Origin of the sequence: Sphingomonas sp. CFBP 13603 (genome assembly GCF_014892665.1) — a bacterium.
Lineage (GTDB): Bacteria > Pseudomonadota > Alphaproteobacteria > Sphingomonadales > Sphingomonadaceae > Sphingomonas.
Genome location: NZ_JADBIA010000003.1, coordinates 1 through 15,643, shown reverse-complemented (window position 1 = coordinate 15,643; position 15,643 = coordinate 1). Strand labels below are relative to the sequence as shown.

The window sequence follows — 15,643 nt, the reverse complement described above, 5'->3', positions numbered from 1 at the left end:
CGCCCTAGCAAGCCTTACCGACTCACCAAAGCCTGCAAATCGATCAGCCCGCGCAGCAGCGACGTCCCCCCCGGCGAGGCAATGTAGCGCGGTGTCCAGTTCGGCCGGAACTTCTCCTTGTACGCGCGCAGGCCCGCGAACCCGTAGAAGCGCTCGCCGTGGCGGAACAGGAAGGCCGCCACCTTCGACCAGGTCGGGGACAGCCGCCGCGCCTCGATTCCCGACAGCGGTGCCATGCCGAGCGAGAAATGCCGATAGCCATGCTCGTGACCCCACAGCATCAGTCGCGTGAACAGGAAATCCATCCCGCCCTGCGGCATGTCCTCGGCGTGGCGCATGAGGTCGATCGACAGTTCCTGCTTGTTCCGCGTCGCCCAGATGTTGGCGAAGGCAACGATGCGCCCCTCGATCCGCACCACCGCGCAGTCGAACTTCGCCAGATAGTCGGGCTCGAACTTGCCGACGCTGAAACTCTTTTCGGCATGATCCTTGTCGGCCAGCCACCAGTCGGAGATCGTCTGTAATTCGGGAATGATCGCGGGCATCTCGGCGGCCGGCACGACGGCGAACTGCGCACCGGCACGTTCGGCGACGCGGCTGGCCTTCCGGACGCTGCGCATCTCGGGCGTCTCCAGCGTGAAGCCGTCGAGCTCGACCGTCGCCTCTTCGCCGTATTTGACCAGCTTCAGCCCCATCTCGATCGCGATCGGGACGATGCGCAGGCCGATCTGGTACAGCAGCAGCCGGCCCTGGGCGGCATCGGCGCGGGCGCGGATCGCCCATAACAGTTCGGACCATGCCTCGCTCGGCCCGACCGGGTCGCCGATCACGATCCAGCTCGCGCCCTTGACCTGGTACATCAGGAACGCGTCGCCGCTGTCCGAGACGAGGAAGCGCTTGTCGCCGGTGAAGGCGAGCATCGCGTCGGTGCGGTCGGCATGCGCGAGCGCGGCGGTCGCGACGTCGTCGGGCAGCATGTCGTGGACCATCGGCACCGGCGCCGCGGCGAACAACCGCCAGATCGCCGCACCGATCAGCAGCAGCCCGACCGCGAGGCTGGTGCGCAGAAAGCGCGAGGCGTTGGCATCGGTCTCGAACCGCCACCACAGGTCGCTCGAATAGCCGACATGGCGATAGGCGAAGAAGCCGATCAGCACGGACAGGCCGATCGCGGCGCCGACCCCGACCAGCCACTCGGGCGACAGCGGCTCCGCAGTCAGCCGCGTCCGCCGGTAGAACGCCGCGCGCGTCCATTGTAGCGCGGCGGCGGTCAGCAGCAGGATCGTCGCCTCCTCGTAATCCAGGCCCTTGGCGATCGACAGCAGCGCACCCGCGACCAGCAAGGTCCGCGCCGCCCAGAACGCGCCGTCGAGCCGCCGGTACAGCCCGAGCGCGACCAGCAGCAGCATGACGCCGACAAGGCTTGCCGCGACATGCGCCATCTCGCTGAACGGCAGCGGCAGGATCGTCGCCAGCGTATCCATGCGGCCGGGCGCGGCGGGCAGGGCACCCGAGACGAGCAGCATCGCACCGCTCATGAACACCAGCACGCCGAGCAGCAGCGGTGCGAGCGGGAGCGCGATCGCCAGCGGATCGGTCCCGCGCCCGCGCCACTGCTTGCCCTCGTGGAACGCCATCAGCACCGCGGCCAGGATCAGCGGCGCGACGTAATAGATGATGCGATAGGCGAGCAGGGCTGCGAGGATCGTCGCATTGTCCTGCGGCATCGTCGCGATGATCACCGCCTCGAACACGCCGAGCCCGCCCGGCACATGGCTGATCAGCGCGACGACGATAGCGACCGCATAGCCGAGGAACAGCACCGGATAGAGCTCGGGTGAGGCGTTCGGCAGCAGCACGAACAGCGCCGCGCTCGCCGCCGCGAGGTCGACCGTCGAGACCAGCACGAGCGCCAGCGCCTGTCGCCAGTTCGGCAACGGCAGCCGCCAGCCGAGCAGCCCGATCGATCCGCCTTGGCGATGGCGCAGCACGATGCCCAGCATCGCCAGCGGGATCGCGATGCCGATGCTGCGCTCCAGCAGCGGCGGCATCGTCCACTTGACGATCGGCAGCATCCCCGGATGGATCGCCATCGACAGGCATGCGACGGTGATCACCCCCGCCCAGAACGTCACCCCCGCGATCAGCACGACGCGGGCGACGGCGGCCTCGTCGAGCCCTGCGCGACTATAGACGCGGTAGCGTGCCGAGCCGCCGGTGAGCATCGCTAGGCCGAGATTGTGGCTGATCGTGTAGCTGGTGAACGACGCCACCGCCGCCGTCCGCCAGCGCAACGGATGGCCGATCACCTGCAACGCGATCGTATCGTAGAAGGTCAGCGCGATGTAACTGATGACGGTCAGCCCGATCGACACCGACAGCTGCGGCCAGCCGAGTGCCGAGAACGCGGCGCGCACTTCGGACAGCCGGATCTCCGCGGTCAGCTTGTGGATCGCCGCGAAGCCGAGCACCGCCACGACCAGCACCGCCGGCGCGATCAGCATGCCCCGCCGGTGCGCGATCCAGTCGCGCGTCCGGATGACCCATGGAGCCGTCGTCATCGGGTCAACCGCGGTGCCAGATCTGGGACTTGCAGAAGAACCCGCCGATCAGGCACCCCTTCACCGAAATCGTGTTCGCATCGACCAGCTTCAGCGTGGAGCCGAACGTGCGACCCATGTCGGGCACGAAGATCGTGCCGGACCATGTGTTGCGGCCGCTCGGGCGGTATTCGCGCAACAAGGCGGTGCCGATCAGCTTGGGCGTGCCACCGTCGCGCGCGTCGGCCTGCGCTTCATCAGTCGCACGGACCACCCATCCGCACAGCTTGTCGCCACAGGCACCGGTCTTCACCGCCACGCTGTTCTTCGGATTGTGCCAAATCCCTTCCACCGCCGAGGCGGGGGCAGGGGGTGCGGCAGGAGCGGGGCTGCCCGCGGCCATCGCGAGCGCCATCAGTGCAGGAATCATCGGTCGATCCTTAATGCGCGAATACGAACCGCGAGACCGTAGCGTAAAGCGCATCGGCGTCGCGGTGAAGCGGGTGCCCCCCCGGCAGGGCAATGATCCGGGCATTGGGCTGCTTCAGCAGCGGACACAAGCTGTCGGCTTCCTCGATGCCGTGGATGCACAGCACGGGTGCCCAAGTGAGCCGCCGCGCAGTCGGCAGCGCATCGCTGGTCGGCGTCCAGTAATCGAAGATCTCACCCGGCGACGCGCGGAACTGTACGGTATTCTCGGGCACGATCAGCGCGACTCGCGTCACCTTGTCGCGCAGGCTCGCGGGCAACCCGACGAGACCGACGTGAAGCATGTCCGCGCCGAACGACACGCCGATCAGCACGACGCGGTCGGTATGCCCCAATCGCAGCGCGCGTTGCTCGGCCCGTGCGATCAGCGAGGTGATCTCCGCGGGCGTGCGGGTCTTGCGCAGATAGGTCAGCGTATTGACGCCGACCACGGGAATACCGTCGGCGGCAAGACGCTCCGCGATGTCGGGGCTCATGCCCGTGTTGAAGCCGATGTCGCCCGACAGCAGCACGACCGCAAACGGCGCTCGGTCGGACGTGCTGCGCGCGGGTATGTCGGTGAACAACGCCCCCCCGAAATAGCCCAGCCAGCCCATCACACCCATCGCCAAAGCGACGATCAGGGCGAGAACGATCAGGGCTCGGCGGACACGCGTCATCGGCAACCGATTGCACCTGCCTGGATGATCGACAGGTGGAGAATGAATGACGTTTTCGTCACGGATCGTGACACTTACGCCGATCGGGACCGATCCGTATCAGGCGTGATCGTGCGCCAGCCGCTCGTGGTGGCGGATCACTTCGTCGATGATGAAGCGCAGGAATTTCTCCGAGAATTCCGGATCGAGCTGCGCATCCGCCGCGAGCTGTCGCAGTCGCGCGATCTGGCGTTCCTCGCGGCCTGGATCGGCGGGCGGAAGCCCGTGCGTGGCCTTGTGCCGGCCGACCGCCTGCGTCACCTTGAAGCGCTCGGCAAGCATGTGGATCAGTGCCGCATCGATATTGTCGATGCTCTGGCGATATCCGTTCAGCAGGTCGTCAGCCATCGCACACCCTTCCAGATTGGTTCGGGCGCCTTTTGCGGGGATGCGTCCTACTCCGCAAGGCCCGGCAAGGCTCGGCAGGGCCAGGCAGAGCCCGGCAAGGGTTGCTTTGCAGGGGCATAGGCGTCAGAGGCTCGGTGAGATGAGCGCCACCGTCCACCGCCTCGAAACCATACGTTCCAATCCCGAGTCCCAGCCGTCGCTGGACCCGATGGTCAAACTCGTCTCCGGCGACATGGACCAGGTCAATGCGGTGATCCGCGGCCGGATGGAGTCGGAAATCCCGCTGATCCCCGAACTCGCCGGTCACCTGATCGCGGGCGGGGGCAAGCGGATGCGGCCGATGCTGACGCTCGCGAGCGCGCAACTGATCGACTATACCGGAACGCAGCATCACCTGCTCGCCGCCGCGGTCGAGTTCATCCATACCGCGACGCTGCTTCACGACGACGTCGTCGACGGCTCCGACCTGCGCCGCGGCAAGCGCACCGCCAACATCATCTGGGGCAATCCCGCGAGCGTGCTGGTCGGCGATTTCCTGTTCAGCCGCAGCTTCGAACTGATGGTCGAGGCGGGCAGCCTCAAGGCGCTGAAGATCCTGTCCTCGACCAGCGCGGTCATCGCCGAGGGCGAGGTCAACCAGCTCACCGCCGCACGCCGCGTCGATCTCGGCGAGGAGCGCTATCTCGATATCATCGGCGCGAAGACCGCGGCGCTGTTCGCGGCCGCGTGCCGGATTTCGGCGGTCGTCGCCGATCGCTCCGAGGCAGAGGAAGCCGCGCTCGACGCCTATGGCAGGAACCTGGGCATCGCGTTCCAGCTGGTCGACGACGCGATCGACTACGTCTCGGACGCGGACACGATGGGCAAGGACGCGGGTGACGACTTCCGCGAGGGCAAGATGACGCTTCCGGTGATCCTCGCCTATGCGCGCGGCTCGGCCGAGGACCGTGCGTTCTGGAAGGATGCCGTCGAAGGCCGCCGCGACAGCGAGGCCGATCTCCAGCATGCCATCCGCCTGATCCGCTCGACCCGTGCGATCGACGACACCTTCGCCAGGGCGCGTCATTACGGCCAGCGGGCGATCGACTCGATCGGCGGCTTCCCCAATGGCGACGCCAAGGACGCTATGATCGAAGCCGTCGAGTTCGCGGTCGCCCGCGCATACTGATCGCGCTAGCGGATCGGTGATCCGGCATTCGGCAGCGTCGCCTCGCCGACTGGCGTCGACTTGCCGAACAGGGCGCGGTCGGCGGGGCCGAATGCGTATTTCCACAGGATGTAGAGATAGGTGGCTGCGATCGCGGGTTCACCGATCGCGAGCTCGACCCATTCGTAACGCTTGGGTAGCGCGGTGAACGCGCCACCGACCACGATCGCGGCGAGCGCGGCCCAGATCAGCGGCCAGCGCCACGGCGATACGTTGGCGCCGAGCAGGTGCCCGAGCAGCTTCGACTTGATGATCGACGTCACCCCGACCGACAGCATCAGCGCGATCGCTGGACCTGCCGCCTGGTAATTGACCGGGTAGCCGAGCTTGCGGATCGTGAAGATCAACGCGAAACTGAGCCCGATCTGGAACGCAAGCATTGCCGCCGAGATCATCAGGTTCCGGTGGCGCGCGATGTAGACGAGCGCGGATTCGCTGACTGCGCCGGTCGACGCGAGCACTTCGGCGGTGAGCAGGAACGCGAGCGCGGCAGTGCCGGCGACGAACTGCGGACCGACCACGCCCATTACCGCTTCGCCGGGGATCGAGCCCATCAGCGCGAGGCCGCCTTGCGCGGCCATGATCCAGAACGCGACCTGTCGGACCTGGTTGGCGATCGCTGCGCGGTCGTTGATCGCGAGGCTGTGGGTGATGACGGGGCCGAGGATCGGGTCGAAGCTGGTCTTGAGTTTCTGCGGCAGGCTCGCGACCTGCTGTGCCATGTAATAAATGCCGACGATCTTGGGCTCGAACATCACGCCGAGGATGAAGCGGTCGACGTTGCGGCTGCCCCATTCGAGGATGTCTGCGCCGGCCAGCGGTATATTGGCGCGGGCGAGCGCGTAGAGCGGGCGAAGTTGGGGTTTCCAACCCCGCGGCACGCCGTAGCTGCGCAGGAACGGCACGAGGCTGGCGATCAGCGCTGCTGTCATCGACGCGACGTAGCTCAGCACGAGGCCGTCGCGGATCGTGAAATAGGAAAAGGCCCAGGCGGCGATCGAGATCGTCCACGGCTCGACCACCGCGCGGGCGGTGACGGCGGCCTTGACGTTGAGGCGGTAGGCTAGCGCGGCGAGGCTGACGTCCGACCAGGCGATCGCGACGATGATCAGCGGCAGGAACCGGTCGAGCCCGGTGATCGCGCTGTTCGGATACATGATCTGCGGGAACGTGCAGAGCACGGCGCTGGCGATGAGCGATGCGACGAACGCGACCGCCATCGCGTCCCACACCACGTTGGCGTGCGGACGGTCGGCGCTGCTGAGTGCCTGAGCGAGGCCGCGCTTGAGGCCGAGCGTGGCGAGAAGCGCGGCGAGTTCGACGACCACGACGGCGATGGCGAACCGGCCGACGAGGTCAGGGCCGTAGATGCGGCCGGCGATGAACAGGAACGGGATGCGCGCGGCGAGGCGGAGGACGAAGCCGGCGATGTTGGTCCGACCGCCCTTGGCGAGCGTGTCGATATCCTGCGTGGCCTCGGTCACGCTGCTGCGCCATTCGTGGATCGCGCCGCGGCAAAGCCGCGTCGTCGGTCGGAGCAAAGGCTCCGCCGGCCGCGCTTGTGCGAGTCAGCCGGACGTGGCCGGCTGCCGCCCTGCGCGTTCAATGTGCCGCTCCCCAGCTAAGGCCGGTGCCGATCTCGATGCCGAGTGGGACGTCGAGCGTTACCGCGGGTTGCGCGGCGTTCGCCATGACCTGCTCGATCACGGGCTTGGCCGCGGCGACGTCACCTTCCGGCAATTCGAACACGAGTTCGTCGTGGACCTGGAGCAGCATGCGGACATTGGGCAGGCCCGCTTCGAGCAACGCCGGCCCCATGCGGACCATCGCGCGCTTGATGATGTCGGCGCTCGTCCCCTGGATCGGGGCGTTGATCGCGGCGCGTTCGGCGCCTTGGCGTTCGTGCTGGATCTTCGAACGGATGCGCGGGAAGTGCGTTTTTCGGCCGAACAGCGTAGTCGTGAAGCCGCTCGCGCGAACGCTTTCGGTTGTTTCGACGATGTAGTTGGAGATACCGGGGAAGCGATCGAAATAGCGGTCGATCATCGCTTGCGCTTCGTCCGCCGACACGTCCAGACGCCCGGCGAGGCCCCAGCGCGAGATGCCGTAGAGGATCGCGAAGTTGATCGTCTTCGCGCGGCCGCGGGTGTCGCGGTTGACCTCGCCGAACAGTTCCTGCGCGGTGAGGCTGTGGATGTCGTCGCCGTTGGCGAACGCGGCCTTCAGCGCCGGGACGTTCGCCATGTGCGCGGCCAGCCGCAGCTCGATCTGCGAGTAATCGGCGGCGAGGATGACGTTGCCGGGCTCGGCCACGAACGCGTCGCGGATCTGGCGGCCGATTTCGGTGCGGATGGGGATGTTCTGGAGGTTGGGATCGGTCGACGACAGCCGGCCGGTCTGCGCGCCGGTCAGCGAATAGGACGTGTGCACGCGGCCCGTCGCCGGGTTGATCTGCGCCTGCAGCGCGTCGGTGTAGGTCGATTTCAGCTTCGACAGTTGGCGCCAGTCGAGCACCTTCCGCGCGATCACCGCGCCGGGCGAATCCTTGTCCGCCGCGATCCGCTCGAGTTCGTTGACGTCGGTCGAATAGACGCCGGACTTGCCTTTGCGGCCGCCCTTGATGCCCATCTTCTCGAACAGCACGTCGCCCAGTTGCTTGGGGCTGCCGATCGTGAAGGGCGCGCCAGCGAGCGCGTGGATCTCGGTCTCCAGGCTCGCCATCTGGCCGGCGAACTCGGTCGAGAGCTTCGACAGTTTCGCGGCGTCGACCTTGATCCCGTGCATCTCCATCTGCGCGATGACGGGGACGAGCGGGCGGTCGACCATCTCGTAGACGCGGGTCGAGCCCTCCGCGGGCAGGCGGCGCTTGAACCGGCGCCAGAGGCGGAGCGTCACGTCGGCGTCCTCGGCCGCATATCGTGTCGCGGCCTTGAGATCGATTTCGTTGAAGGTCCGCTGCGTCTTGCCGGTGCCGACGACGTCCTTGAACGCGATGCAGCTGTGCGAGAGATGCGTGGCGGCGAGTTCGTCCATGCCGTGGCCGTGCAACCCGGCGTCGAGATCGAAGCTCATCACGATCGTGTCGTCGAACGGCGCGATGTTCACGCCGCCCGTCGACGCGTAGGCGCGGCCGAGGACGATCATGTCGTATTTGAGGTTGTGGCCGATCTTCAGGACGCTCGGGTCCTCCAGCAACGGCTTCAGTTTCTCTAGCACGAGCGCGCGATCGAGCTGGACCGGGTTTTCCGCGAGCAAATCCGTCCCGCCATGCGCGATAGGTACGTAGCAGGCGAGGTTCGGATGCAGCGCCATGCTGACCCCGACCAGGTCCGCGCGCGTCGCGTCGATGCCGGTGGTCTCGGTGTCGATCGCGATCCAGCCCTGGTGTTTCGCCACGGTGATCCAGCGATCGAGCGCGGCCTCGTCGACGACGGTTTCATAGTCGTCGTGCTTGCAGGGCTCGTCCTCGTCGAACTCGGCCGTGCTCGCCGGTTCCGCGACGGGGGCTTCGGCGACCGCGGACAGCTTGGCGATCAGTGACTTGAAGCCGTGATGTTCGAGGAACGCGCGCAGTGGGGCGTCGGGGATGCCCTTGAGTTCGAGATCCTCCAGCGGTTCGGGCAGCGCAACGTCGCATTTGAGCGTGACGAGGACCTTCGACAGCCGCGCCATCTCGGCATGCTCGATCAGGTTGTCGCGCAGCTTGCTCTTCTTCATGCCGTCGGCGGCGGCTAGCACGGATTCGAGATCGCCGTGTTCGAGGATCAGTTTTGCCGCGGTCTTGGGGCCGACGCCGGGGACGCCGGGGACGTTGTCGACGCTGTCGCCCATCAGCGCGAGCACGTCGCCGAGCTGCGCGGGCGAGACGCCGTGGAATTTCTCTGCGACATGCTCCGCGCCAAGCCGCCGGTTGTTCATCGTGTCGTACATGTCGAGCCCGGGCTCGATCAGCTGCATCAGGTCCTTGTCGGACGACACGATCGTTACTTCCCAGCCTTGGGCGAGCGCGGCCTTCGAATAGCACGCGATGATGTCGTCGGCTTCGAGTCCCTCGGTCTCGATGCACGGCAGGCTGAATGCGCGCGTGGCGTCGCGGATCATCGGGAACTGCGGGACGAGATCCTCGGGCGGCGGCGGACGCTGCGCCTTGTACTTGTCGTAGAGATCGTTGCGGAAGGTCTTCGACGACTTGTCGAGAATGACCGCCATGTGGGTGGGGCCGTCGGCCGCGTGGACCTCGTCGGCGAGCTTCCACAGCATCGTCGTGTAGCCATACACCGCGCCGACGGGCTCGCCATGCTTGTTGGTGAGCGGCGGCAGCCGGTGATAGGCGCGGAAGATATAGCCGGAGCCGTCGACGAGATAGAGATGGGGCATCGCGCGCGGTCTAGCGGATGCGGCGGCGCGCACCAATGGGCGAAGCGTGGTTGTTGGGTATCAGGTGGGGAGAAAAGCGGTGGGGTGTTTGCGCGCTTTAGCCTTCCCGAGAGATGCGCCACCCCGGCGGAGGCCGGGGCCCAGTTGGGAGACGGCGATAACAGAGCGGTGCGCGTCGTTACGACCACCTTTCCAACTGGGCCCCGGCCTTCGCCGGGGTGGTGCAGTGGTCAGTGCCAACGCTTCTTTGTTCTCCCGCGAAGGCGGGAGCCCAGTCTGGATCCCCGCCTTCGCGGGGAAACCTGCTGCCTCTACTTCTTGATCAGCCCGATCTCGACCAGTCGCTCGTACAGATAGTCGTGCGCGGTGATCGGGTTTGGATAGCGGTTCGCGTTGTCCGGCGTGATCGTGCCCGGCAGCGTCTCGATCAGGAAGTCGGGCGCGGGGTGCAGGAAGAACGGCATCGAATAGCGTGAGTGGCCGCGACGCTCGGGGGGCGGGTTGACGACGCGGTGCGTGGTCGAGGGGAGCACGTTGTTGGTCAGCCGCTGGAGCATGTCGCCGACGTTGACGACCATCGCGCCCTCGGGCGGCTTGATCGACAGCCAGCGGCCGTTCGCGCGGTCGAGCAGTTCGAGGCCGGCTTCCTCGGCGCCGAGCAGCAGCGTGATGAGGTTGATATCCTCATGCGCGCCGGCGCGGACGCCTTCCGCATCGGCGGGGATCGGCGGGTAATGGAGCAAACGAAGGATGCTGTTGCCGTCCTTCACCGCGGGATCGAACCAGTCGGGCTTGAGCTTCAGGTGGCGCGCGATCGCGGACAGCAGCTTGTCGCCGGCGCGGTCGAATGCGGCGAAGAGTTCGAGGAAGACCGGCTTGAACCCTTCGGGACGCGTCGGCCAGACGTTCGGTGCCATCGTGTCCGCATAGCGATGACCCTCGGGGAGCTCGCGACCGACGTGCCAGAATTCCTTGAGGTCGACGACCTTGGCGTCCTTGGCGATCTCGGTCTTGAACGGCGTGTAGCCGCGCGCGCCGCCGCCGCCGGGGATGTGATAGCCGCGCTTCTCGTCTTCGGGGAGGTCGAACAGGAGCTTGGTCTCGGCCCAGGCGCGCTCGATCAGGTCGGCGGGGATGCCGTGGTCGGCGACGATCGCAAAGCCGTACCGCTCGAACGATTCGCCGAACGCGGCGGCAAAGCCATCGGGGTCGGTGTCCTGCGTGGCGAGGCTGAGCGTCGGGACCTGGGCGGCGGGCGTATCGAGCATGGGGTGCGTGTCCGGTTTGGGGGATGCCCGATATAGGCGATCGGGGGTGGCGTGCCAAATGCCTGGGTTAGGGTAGGGCGAGATTTCAATCCTCCCCTTGGCGGGGGACGATCGTAGACTAGCCGCTGATGACGATCGTGCCGGTCGCCTTGTCCTTGCCGTCGGGCGCGAGTTCGAGGCGGAAGGGTTTGTTTTCGTCGGTGGTGCCGATCAGGTTGGCGCCCTCGGGATGGACCTGGTAGCCGACCTTGCCAAGCCGCTGTGCGAACCAGTCGCGGACTGCAGCAGGTGTTGCGGGGCTGGCGAAAGCGACGCGCAACCCGCCTGCCTTGTCGTCGCCGACGATGTTGAGTGTCTTGATCGACGATCCCGGATACAGCCGCACGCCGTTGAGATCGAAATTGCTCGTGTCGATCTTGATCTTCGGCAGCTTCACCGAGCCCTGGAAGCCCGGCACGTCGATCTTCATCTCGCCGGTCTCGCCGTTGATCGCGCCGAGGACGTTGCCGCCATCGGCGTTGATCGAGACCGATGCGCCCTCGTTCGAGCGATCGCAGGCGGACAGGGCGAGCACGCTGGTAAGGCCTACAGCAGCGGTAAAGAGCGGACGGATCATGGCTGTCTCCGAAGTGTGTTGTTCTGACAATACGGATAGGGGGCGGCGGCGCATCGCGCAATCATCTCGGAACTGCGCCGGTTAGCGGGTTCCGCAAGACCGGCCGAGCGGGTAAAGGCGCACGCATCATGCAGACCCAGGATCCACAATCCGACGCGCCAGCGATGCGCGGCGCGCCGATCGGTTTCGTCGAGTTCGTCGCGCTCGTCGCCTCGTTGATGTCGCTGACCGCGCTCGGTATCGACTCGATGCTGCCCGCGCTGCCGGCGATCGGCGACTCGCTCGGCGTCGCGACCGAGAACGGGCGGCAGTTCGTCGTCACCGCGTTCGTGATCGGGTTCGGTGTGGCGCAACTCGTCCACGGGCCGCTCGCGGATCGGTTCGGGCGGCGGACGGTGCTGCTCTGGTCGCTCGTCCTGTACATCATCGCCAACGTCGCCTGCGCGACCGCGGGGAGCTTCACGCTGCTGTTGGCCGCGCGTGCATTCGGTGGCGCAGTGATCGCCGCGGCGCGAGTGGCGACGATCGCTTTGGTTCGCGATTGCTATCACGGGCGGGCGATGGCGCGGGTGATGTCGATCGCGTTCATGGTGTTCATGATCGTCCCGATATTGGCGCCGACGTTCGGCTGGACGGTGCTGCAGTTCGGCGACTGGCGGGCAATCTTCTGGACTGTGGCGGTGCTGACGCTGGGCGTGCTGGTCTGGTTCTATCTGCGGATGCCCGAGACGCTGGCACCCGAGAACGTCCTGCCGATCACGCCGGGGCGTATCTTCAGCGATTGGCGGCAGACGCTGAGCGATCGCAATTCGCTCGGCTACACGCTCGCCTCGACGGCGTTGATGGGGGCGCTGTACGGCTATCTCAATTCGATCCAGCAGATCATGGCGGACGTGTTCCACAAGCCGACGTTGCTCGCGCTGATCTTCGCGACGACGTCGGTGACGATGGCGGCGTGCAATTTGCTCAACTCGCGGATCGTGATGCGGCTGGGGACGCGGTTGATCAGCCATGGCGCGCTGTCGGTGCTGATCCTGGTGTCGCTGGTCCACCTGTTCGCGATCGAGATCGGGTTCGAGACCTTGGTGAGTTTCGCGGTCTTCCAGGCACTGACACTTGGCTGTTTTGGCCTCGCTACCTCCAATTTTTCGGCGATGGCGATGGAGAATATGGGGCGGATCGCCGGGACTGCATCGAGCGTGCAGGGGTTCCTGAGCGTCACCGTCGGCGCGGTGTTCGGTGCGCTGATCGGGCAGGCCTTCAATGGCACCACCGTGCCGCTGGTCGGCGGGTTCCTGCTCGCGGGGTTGGCGGCGCTGGTCGCCATTCTCGTGACCGAACGCGGTCGCCTGTTCCGGCCGGCGTCGACGGCACCGGTCCGCGCTTGAAGGAACCACCGCGCACGTCCACCGTTCGCATCTGGTAGGCCCGCAACGTGCGGGCGTCCTGGAACGAGGGAGTGTGACCATGGGCGGACATCAGGCGCCGAGTGCCGGATCGGGCGACGACGGCTACGACGAAGAGGGCTATGACGAGAGCCAGCGCGCCGAGATCCTCGAGGCCACGCGCAACGGGCCGAGCGACGGCATCATCCTGACCGACCTCGAACCCGATCTGGGCGAAGACGACACCGACGACGAGTCGATCGACGAGACCAAGATGGACTCCGAAGAGGTCGGCGAGACGGACTCGTCGGTGACGATGGACGAAGCCGACATGGACGAGGACGACGTCCAGGACGAACTCGACGACGACACGATCGACGACGACGAAGACCTGAAGGACGCCGACGACGTTGCGCTGAAGCCCTGAACGATCCGCGACGCGCCTGTACCGGGCGCGTCGCCTTCAGCCCGTGGCGTTGGCCAGGGCCGCGAGATCGCCTGCGTTGTATGTAGCGCCGGTCGCGTCGGTATTTCCCTCGACGACATTCCCCGACGCAGCGTTGGTTGCCGCCGGTTCCGGCGCATCGCTGGCCACGTCATAGGCCGTCCACAAGATTCCCGCCGACCAGAACAAGGCCGCCCAACGGCTGCGGAACAGGCGTGAAAATCCCATGGATGCTGCGTTGCACACGGATTGTCACCAGCTGGTAAACGCAGAGCGTTAACAGCGCAGGCCGCTGCTTTCTGCCGCTTTTCCGCTGTATTTCTGCCTATACCATGCCGTTTGCGCCACAGTTCGTTCATGTAACTGACAGGAACCGTTGCTGTAACGCAACACAGGCGAACAGTTCCCTGGCGGTTCCCTGAATGTGACGTTTTTTGTGCAACCATGTGACCGCCGGCCGGTTTCGACTTGCCTGGACCGAACCGACGCACCGTGCAGTCGGGGATCCACGCAACACACGATATAAGGTCAAACTCATGCGTAAGCTTTCCCTGGCAATCGCCCTCGCCGCCGCAACGGTCGCAGTTCCCGCCTTCGCGCAGGACATGTCGGCACCAGCCCCCACCGACAACAGCGCACAGCCCGGCGAAGCAGCAGCGCCCGACGGCTCGAAGGCATTCGGCATCGAGCCGTATTTCGGCGTGATGGGCGGCTGGGAGCAGTTCGACAACGAGGCAGGTCACGGCATCCCGCAGGCGATCAACGCTGACGGTTCGACCCGTCGCAGCTACAAGCCATCGGGCTCGCTGGTCCAGGGCGTCATCGGCGTGAACGTGCCGCTCGGCCCGGTCTTCGTCGGCGCAGAAGGCAACGTGATCAAGGGCATCGATGGCAACATCGATTGGGAATACGGCGCAGCAGGCCGCTTCGGCTTCCGCGCTGGCGACAGCGGCCTGATCTACGGCAAGGTCGGCTACCAGTGGGTCAACTTCGACCATTTCTCGGGTCGTTCGAACGTCGTCGCCGACACCGGTCGTGACTATCACGCAGTGACCTACGGCATCGGCGCAGAAGTCGGTCCGCAGAGCATTGGCCTGAAGGGCATCACCGGCAACGCAGGCTTCCGCATCCGCGCAGAGGTCAACACCTTCGGTGCGGCACAGAGCTTCCGTCCGATGCTCGGCATCATCACGCACTTCTAAGCCTTGCGCCTCGCAAGAGGCATAAGCTGGACGCGTAACGGGGGCGGGGAGTGGCTAGGGCCATTTCCCGCCCTTCGTGTGTCCAGCGTTTCCAGTGGGTTGGCGAGTGAAGTATAGGAAGTGTAGACGCTCGCACGATTCCTCGCACTGCCTCAAATCGCCCGCGCGCGGCCCTGCTCCATGGCACGGCGGCGATGGCGGACAGGGTGTTCGGGAGTTTGTATGGGAGCGATGCCATGCGTCGATCTGGGCACGGCTCGCCCGTGTAGGACAGCGTATTCGCCGTCTTTGCCCCGCCGACGCTGACCGAGATGCCTCCCGGTGCGGGTTCGTCGGCGCTGGTTCGGCGATGAGATCGACGATGCGGGGGCGATAAAGGGCAGGTCCGGTCGTTCTGCCCTTCAGTTATCACGGCCTGGTCGGAGCCTTCGCGCGGTGCGTCGTCACCTTGGCGATACATGCCGTCACGTATCTAGCCTCCCCCTCCGAAACCAGCCGACATCGAAATCCGATCGGTCGTGTGAATCCACTTTGCCACGCGCGCATGGGATCAGCGATGTTCACGATGCGTTCGCCTCGTTTCCGACTCCGCTCGCCGCAAGTTCGGGTGGCGGTACGGTGACTTCCGCGCGCGCGCGCGCGTACGCGCGGGCGATGATGGAGTATGTGTTTGATTTCATGCGGTTGCTCGGCGGCAATCGCGCTGGCGCCACGCGTGGGCGCGGAGGGTCCGGGCGTGGCGCAAAGCCGGGAGTCCTGCTGCAACTCCGCCTGGTGTTCTACGGCGTGCTGCTCGGGCTGATGATGCCAGTGATCCGCCAGATCGACTGGGCGGCGCTGGTGCCGCCCGGATTCAAGATCGAATGGCCGACCGGGTTCGGCATCGCCTGGCCTGCCGGACATCTGCGCGTGCCGGGTGGCTGGGGTTGGGGCGCTGATGCTGCCAAGGCCAAGGCGGAGGCGTCGGCCGCCGCGACCGCCGCGGCGGGCGCCGCGACCAATGCCGGTGCCGCCACCACCGCCACGGGCGCGCTTGCCACCGCAGCGGGCGTCGCCAGCGCGGCGTCG

At 66.2% G+C, this 15,643-nt stretch carries 14 protein-coding genes; 5 read left to right on the top strand and 9 right to left on the bottom strand.

What is annotated here, in order from left to right; translation table 11 throughout:
• Positions 1-14 precede the first annotated feature (14 nt).
• From mprF to IFR23_RS05525, 4 genes are all read right to left on the bottom strand, one after another.
• Positions 15-2,561: a bifunctional lysylphosphatidylglycerol flippase/synthetase MprF gene (mprF, locus tag IFR23_RS05540; RefSeq protein ID WP_244655479.1), complete on the bottom strand. Its 2,547-nt coding sequence runs from the start codon at positions 2,559-2,561 to the stop codon at positions 15-17.
• 4 nt (positions 2,562-2,565) lie between these two features.
• Positions 2,566-2,970, bottom strand: a complete 405-nt coding sequence (locus IFR23_RS05535; RefSeq protein ID WP_192975051.1) for a DUF2147 domain-containing protein — start codon at positions 2,968-2,970, stop codon at positions 2,566-2,568.
• Positions 2,971-2,980: 10 nt separating this feature from the next.
• Complete coding sequence (locus IFR23_RS05530) at positions 2,981-3,688, bottom strand: AcvB/VirJ family lysyl-phosphatidylglycerol hydrolase (protein WP_192975050.1); 708 nt, start codon at positions 3,686-3,688, stop codon at positions 2,981-2,983.
• Positions 3,689-3,787: 99 nt separating this feature from the next.
• A complete protein-coding gene (locus IFR23_RS05525) occupies positions 3,788-4,075 on the bottom strand; it encodes a chorismate mutase (RefSeq protein ID WP_107963784.1) in 288 nt (95 codons plus the stop codon).
• A 139-nt stretch (positions 4,076-4,214) separates the two neighbouring features.
• On the opposite strand from IFR23_RS05525, the gene IFR23_RS05520 reads away from it, so the two are divergent.
• On the top strand, positions 4,215-5,243 hold the full coding sequence (locus tag IFR23_RS05520) for a polyprenyl synthetase family protein (protein WP_192975049.1): 1,029 nt from the start codon (positions 4,215-4,217) through the stop codon (positions 5,241-5,243).
• Between the two features lie 5 nt (positions 5,244-5,248).
• On the opposite strand, the gene IFR23_RS05515 is transcribed toward IFR23_RS05520, so the two are convergent.
• The 4 genes from IFR23_RS05515 to IFR23_RS05500 all read right to left on the bottom strand — a co-directional run bounded on the left by IFR23_RS05515 (position 5,249) and on the right by IFR23_RS05500 (position 11,543).
• Positions 5,249-6,766, bottom strand: a complete 1,518-nt coding sequence (locus IFR23_RS05515; protein ID WP_107963782.1) for a lipopolysaccharide biosynthesis protein — start codon at positions 6,764-6,766, stop codon at positions 5,249-5,251.
• Positions 6,767-6,884: 118 nt separating this feature from the next.
• Entirely contained in the window at positions 6,885-9,659 is a 2,775-nt protein-coding gene (polA, locus tag IFR23_RS05510) for a DNA polymerase I (protein ID WP_192975048.1), read from the bottom strand.
• Between the two features lie 311 nt (positions 9,660-9,970).
• Entirely contained in the window at positions 9,971-10,927 is a 957-nt protein-coding gene (locus IFR23_RS05505) for an isopenicillin N synthase family dioxygenase (RefSeq protein ID WP_056055084.1), read from the bottom strand.
• Between the two features lie 118 nt (positions 10,928-11,045).
• Entirely contained in the window at positions 11,046-11,543 is a 498-nt protein-coding gene (locus IFR23_RS05500) for a hypothetical protein (protein ID WP_192975047.1), read from the bottom strand.
• A gap of 128 nt (positions 11,544-11,671) precedes the next feature.
• Between IFR23_RS05500 and IFR23_RS05495 the strand changes: the two genes are divergently transcribed.
• Positions 11,672-12,931, top strand: coding sequence for a multidrug effflux MFS transporter (locus IFR23_RS05495; protein WP_192975046.1), 1,260 nt, complete (start codon positions 11,672-11,674; stop codon positions 12,929-12,931).
• 79 nt (positions 12,932-13,010) lie between these two features.
• Positions 13,011-13,355 carry a DNA primase gene (locus tag IFR23_RS05490; protein ID WP_192975045.1) on the top strand — a complete coding sequence of 115 codons (345 nt, stop codon included), beginning with the start codon at positions 13,011-13,013 and terminating at the stop codon, positions 13,353-13,355.
• 36 nt (positions 13,356-13,391) lie between these two features.
• Here IFR23_RS05490 and IFR23_RS05485 read toward each other — a convergent pair whose 3' ends face one another.
• Positions 13,392-13,601, bottom strand: a complete 210-nt coding sequence (locus IFR23_RS05485; RefSeq protein ID WP_192975044.1) for a hypothetical protein — start codon at positions 13,599-13,601, stop codon at positions 13,392-13,394.
• Positions 13,602-13,909: 308 nt separating this feature from the next.
• On the opposite strand from IFR23_RS05485, the gene IFR23_RS05480 reads away from it, so the two are divergent.
• Together IFR23_RS05480 and IFR23_RS05475 are read left to right on the top strand one after the other, a co-directional pair.
• Positions 13,910-14,575, top strand: a complete 666-nt coding sequence (locus IFR23_RS05480; protein ID WP_107963864.1) for an outer membrane protein — start codon at positions 13,910-13,912, stop codon at positions 14,573-14,575.
• A 618-nt stretch (positions 14,576-15,193) separates the two neighbouring features.
• Positions 15,194-15,643 (top strand): hypothetical protein (locus tag IFR23_RS05475; RefSeq protein WP_192975043.1); only part of this gene is annotated, 450 nt, incomplete at its 3' end.

What these genes read in the sequence shown, in the direction of transcription:
- IFR23_RS05500 (WP_192975047.1), bottom strand. Translation starts at nt 11,543, where the DNA reads ATGATCCGTCCGCTCTTTACCGCTGCTGTAGGCCTTACCAGCGTGCTC.
- IFR23_RS05480 (WP_107963864.1), top strand. Translation starts at nt 13,910, where the DNA reads ATGCGTAAGCTTTCCCTGGCAATCGCCCTCGCCGCCGCAACGGTCGCA.
- IFR23_RS05495 (WP_192975046.1), top strand. Translation starts at nt 11,672, where the DNA reads ATGCAGACCCAGGATCCACAATCCGACGCGCCAGCGATGCGCGGCGCG.
- mprF (WP_244655479.1), bottom strand. Translation starts at nt 2,561, where the DNA reads ATGACGACGGCTCCATGGGTCATCCGGACGCGCGACTGGATCGCGCAC.
- IFR23_RS05530 (WP_192975050.1), bottom strand. Translation starts at nt 3,688, where the DNA reads ATGACGCGTGTCCGCCGAGCCCTGATCGTTCTCGCCCTGATCGTCGCT.
- IFR23_RS05505 (WP_056055084.1), bottom strand. Translation starts at nt 10,927, where the DNA reads ATGCTCGATACGCCCGCCGCCCAGGTCCCGACGCTCAGCCTCGCCACG.
- IFR23_RS05485 (WP_192975044.1), bottom strand. Translation starts at nt 13,601, where the DNA reads ATGGGATTTTCACGCCTGTTCCGCAGCCGTTGGGCGGCCTTGTTCTGG.
- IFR23_RS05525 (WP_107963784.1), bottom strand. Translation starts at nt 4,075, where the DNA reads ATGGCTGACGACCTGCTGAACGGATATCGCCAGAGCATCGACAATATC.
- IFR23_RS05535 (WP_192975051.1), bottom strand. Translation starts at nt 2,970, where the DNA reads ATGATTCCTGCACTGATGGCGCTCGCGATGGCCGCGGGCAGCCCCGCT.
- IFR23_RS05490 (WP_192975045.1), top strand. Translation starts at nt 13,011, where the DNA reads ATGGGCGGACATCAGGCGCCGAGTGCCGGATCGGGCGACGACGGCTAC.
- polA (WP_192975048.1), bottom strand. Translation starts at nt 9,659, where the DNA reads ATGCCCCATCTCTATCTCGTCGACGGCTCCGGCTATATCTTCCGCGCC.
- IFR23_RS05520 (WP_192975049.1), top strand. Translation starts at nt 4,215, where the DNA reads ATGAGCGCCACCGTCCACCGCCTCGAAACCATACGTTCCAATCCCGAG.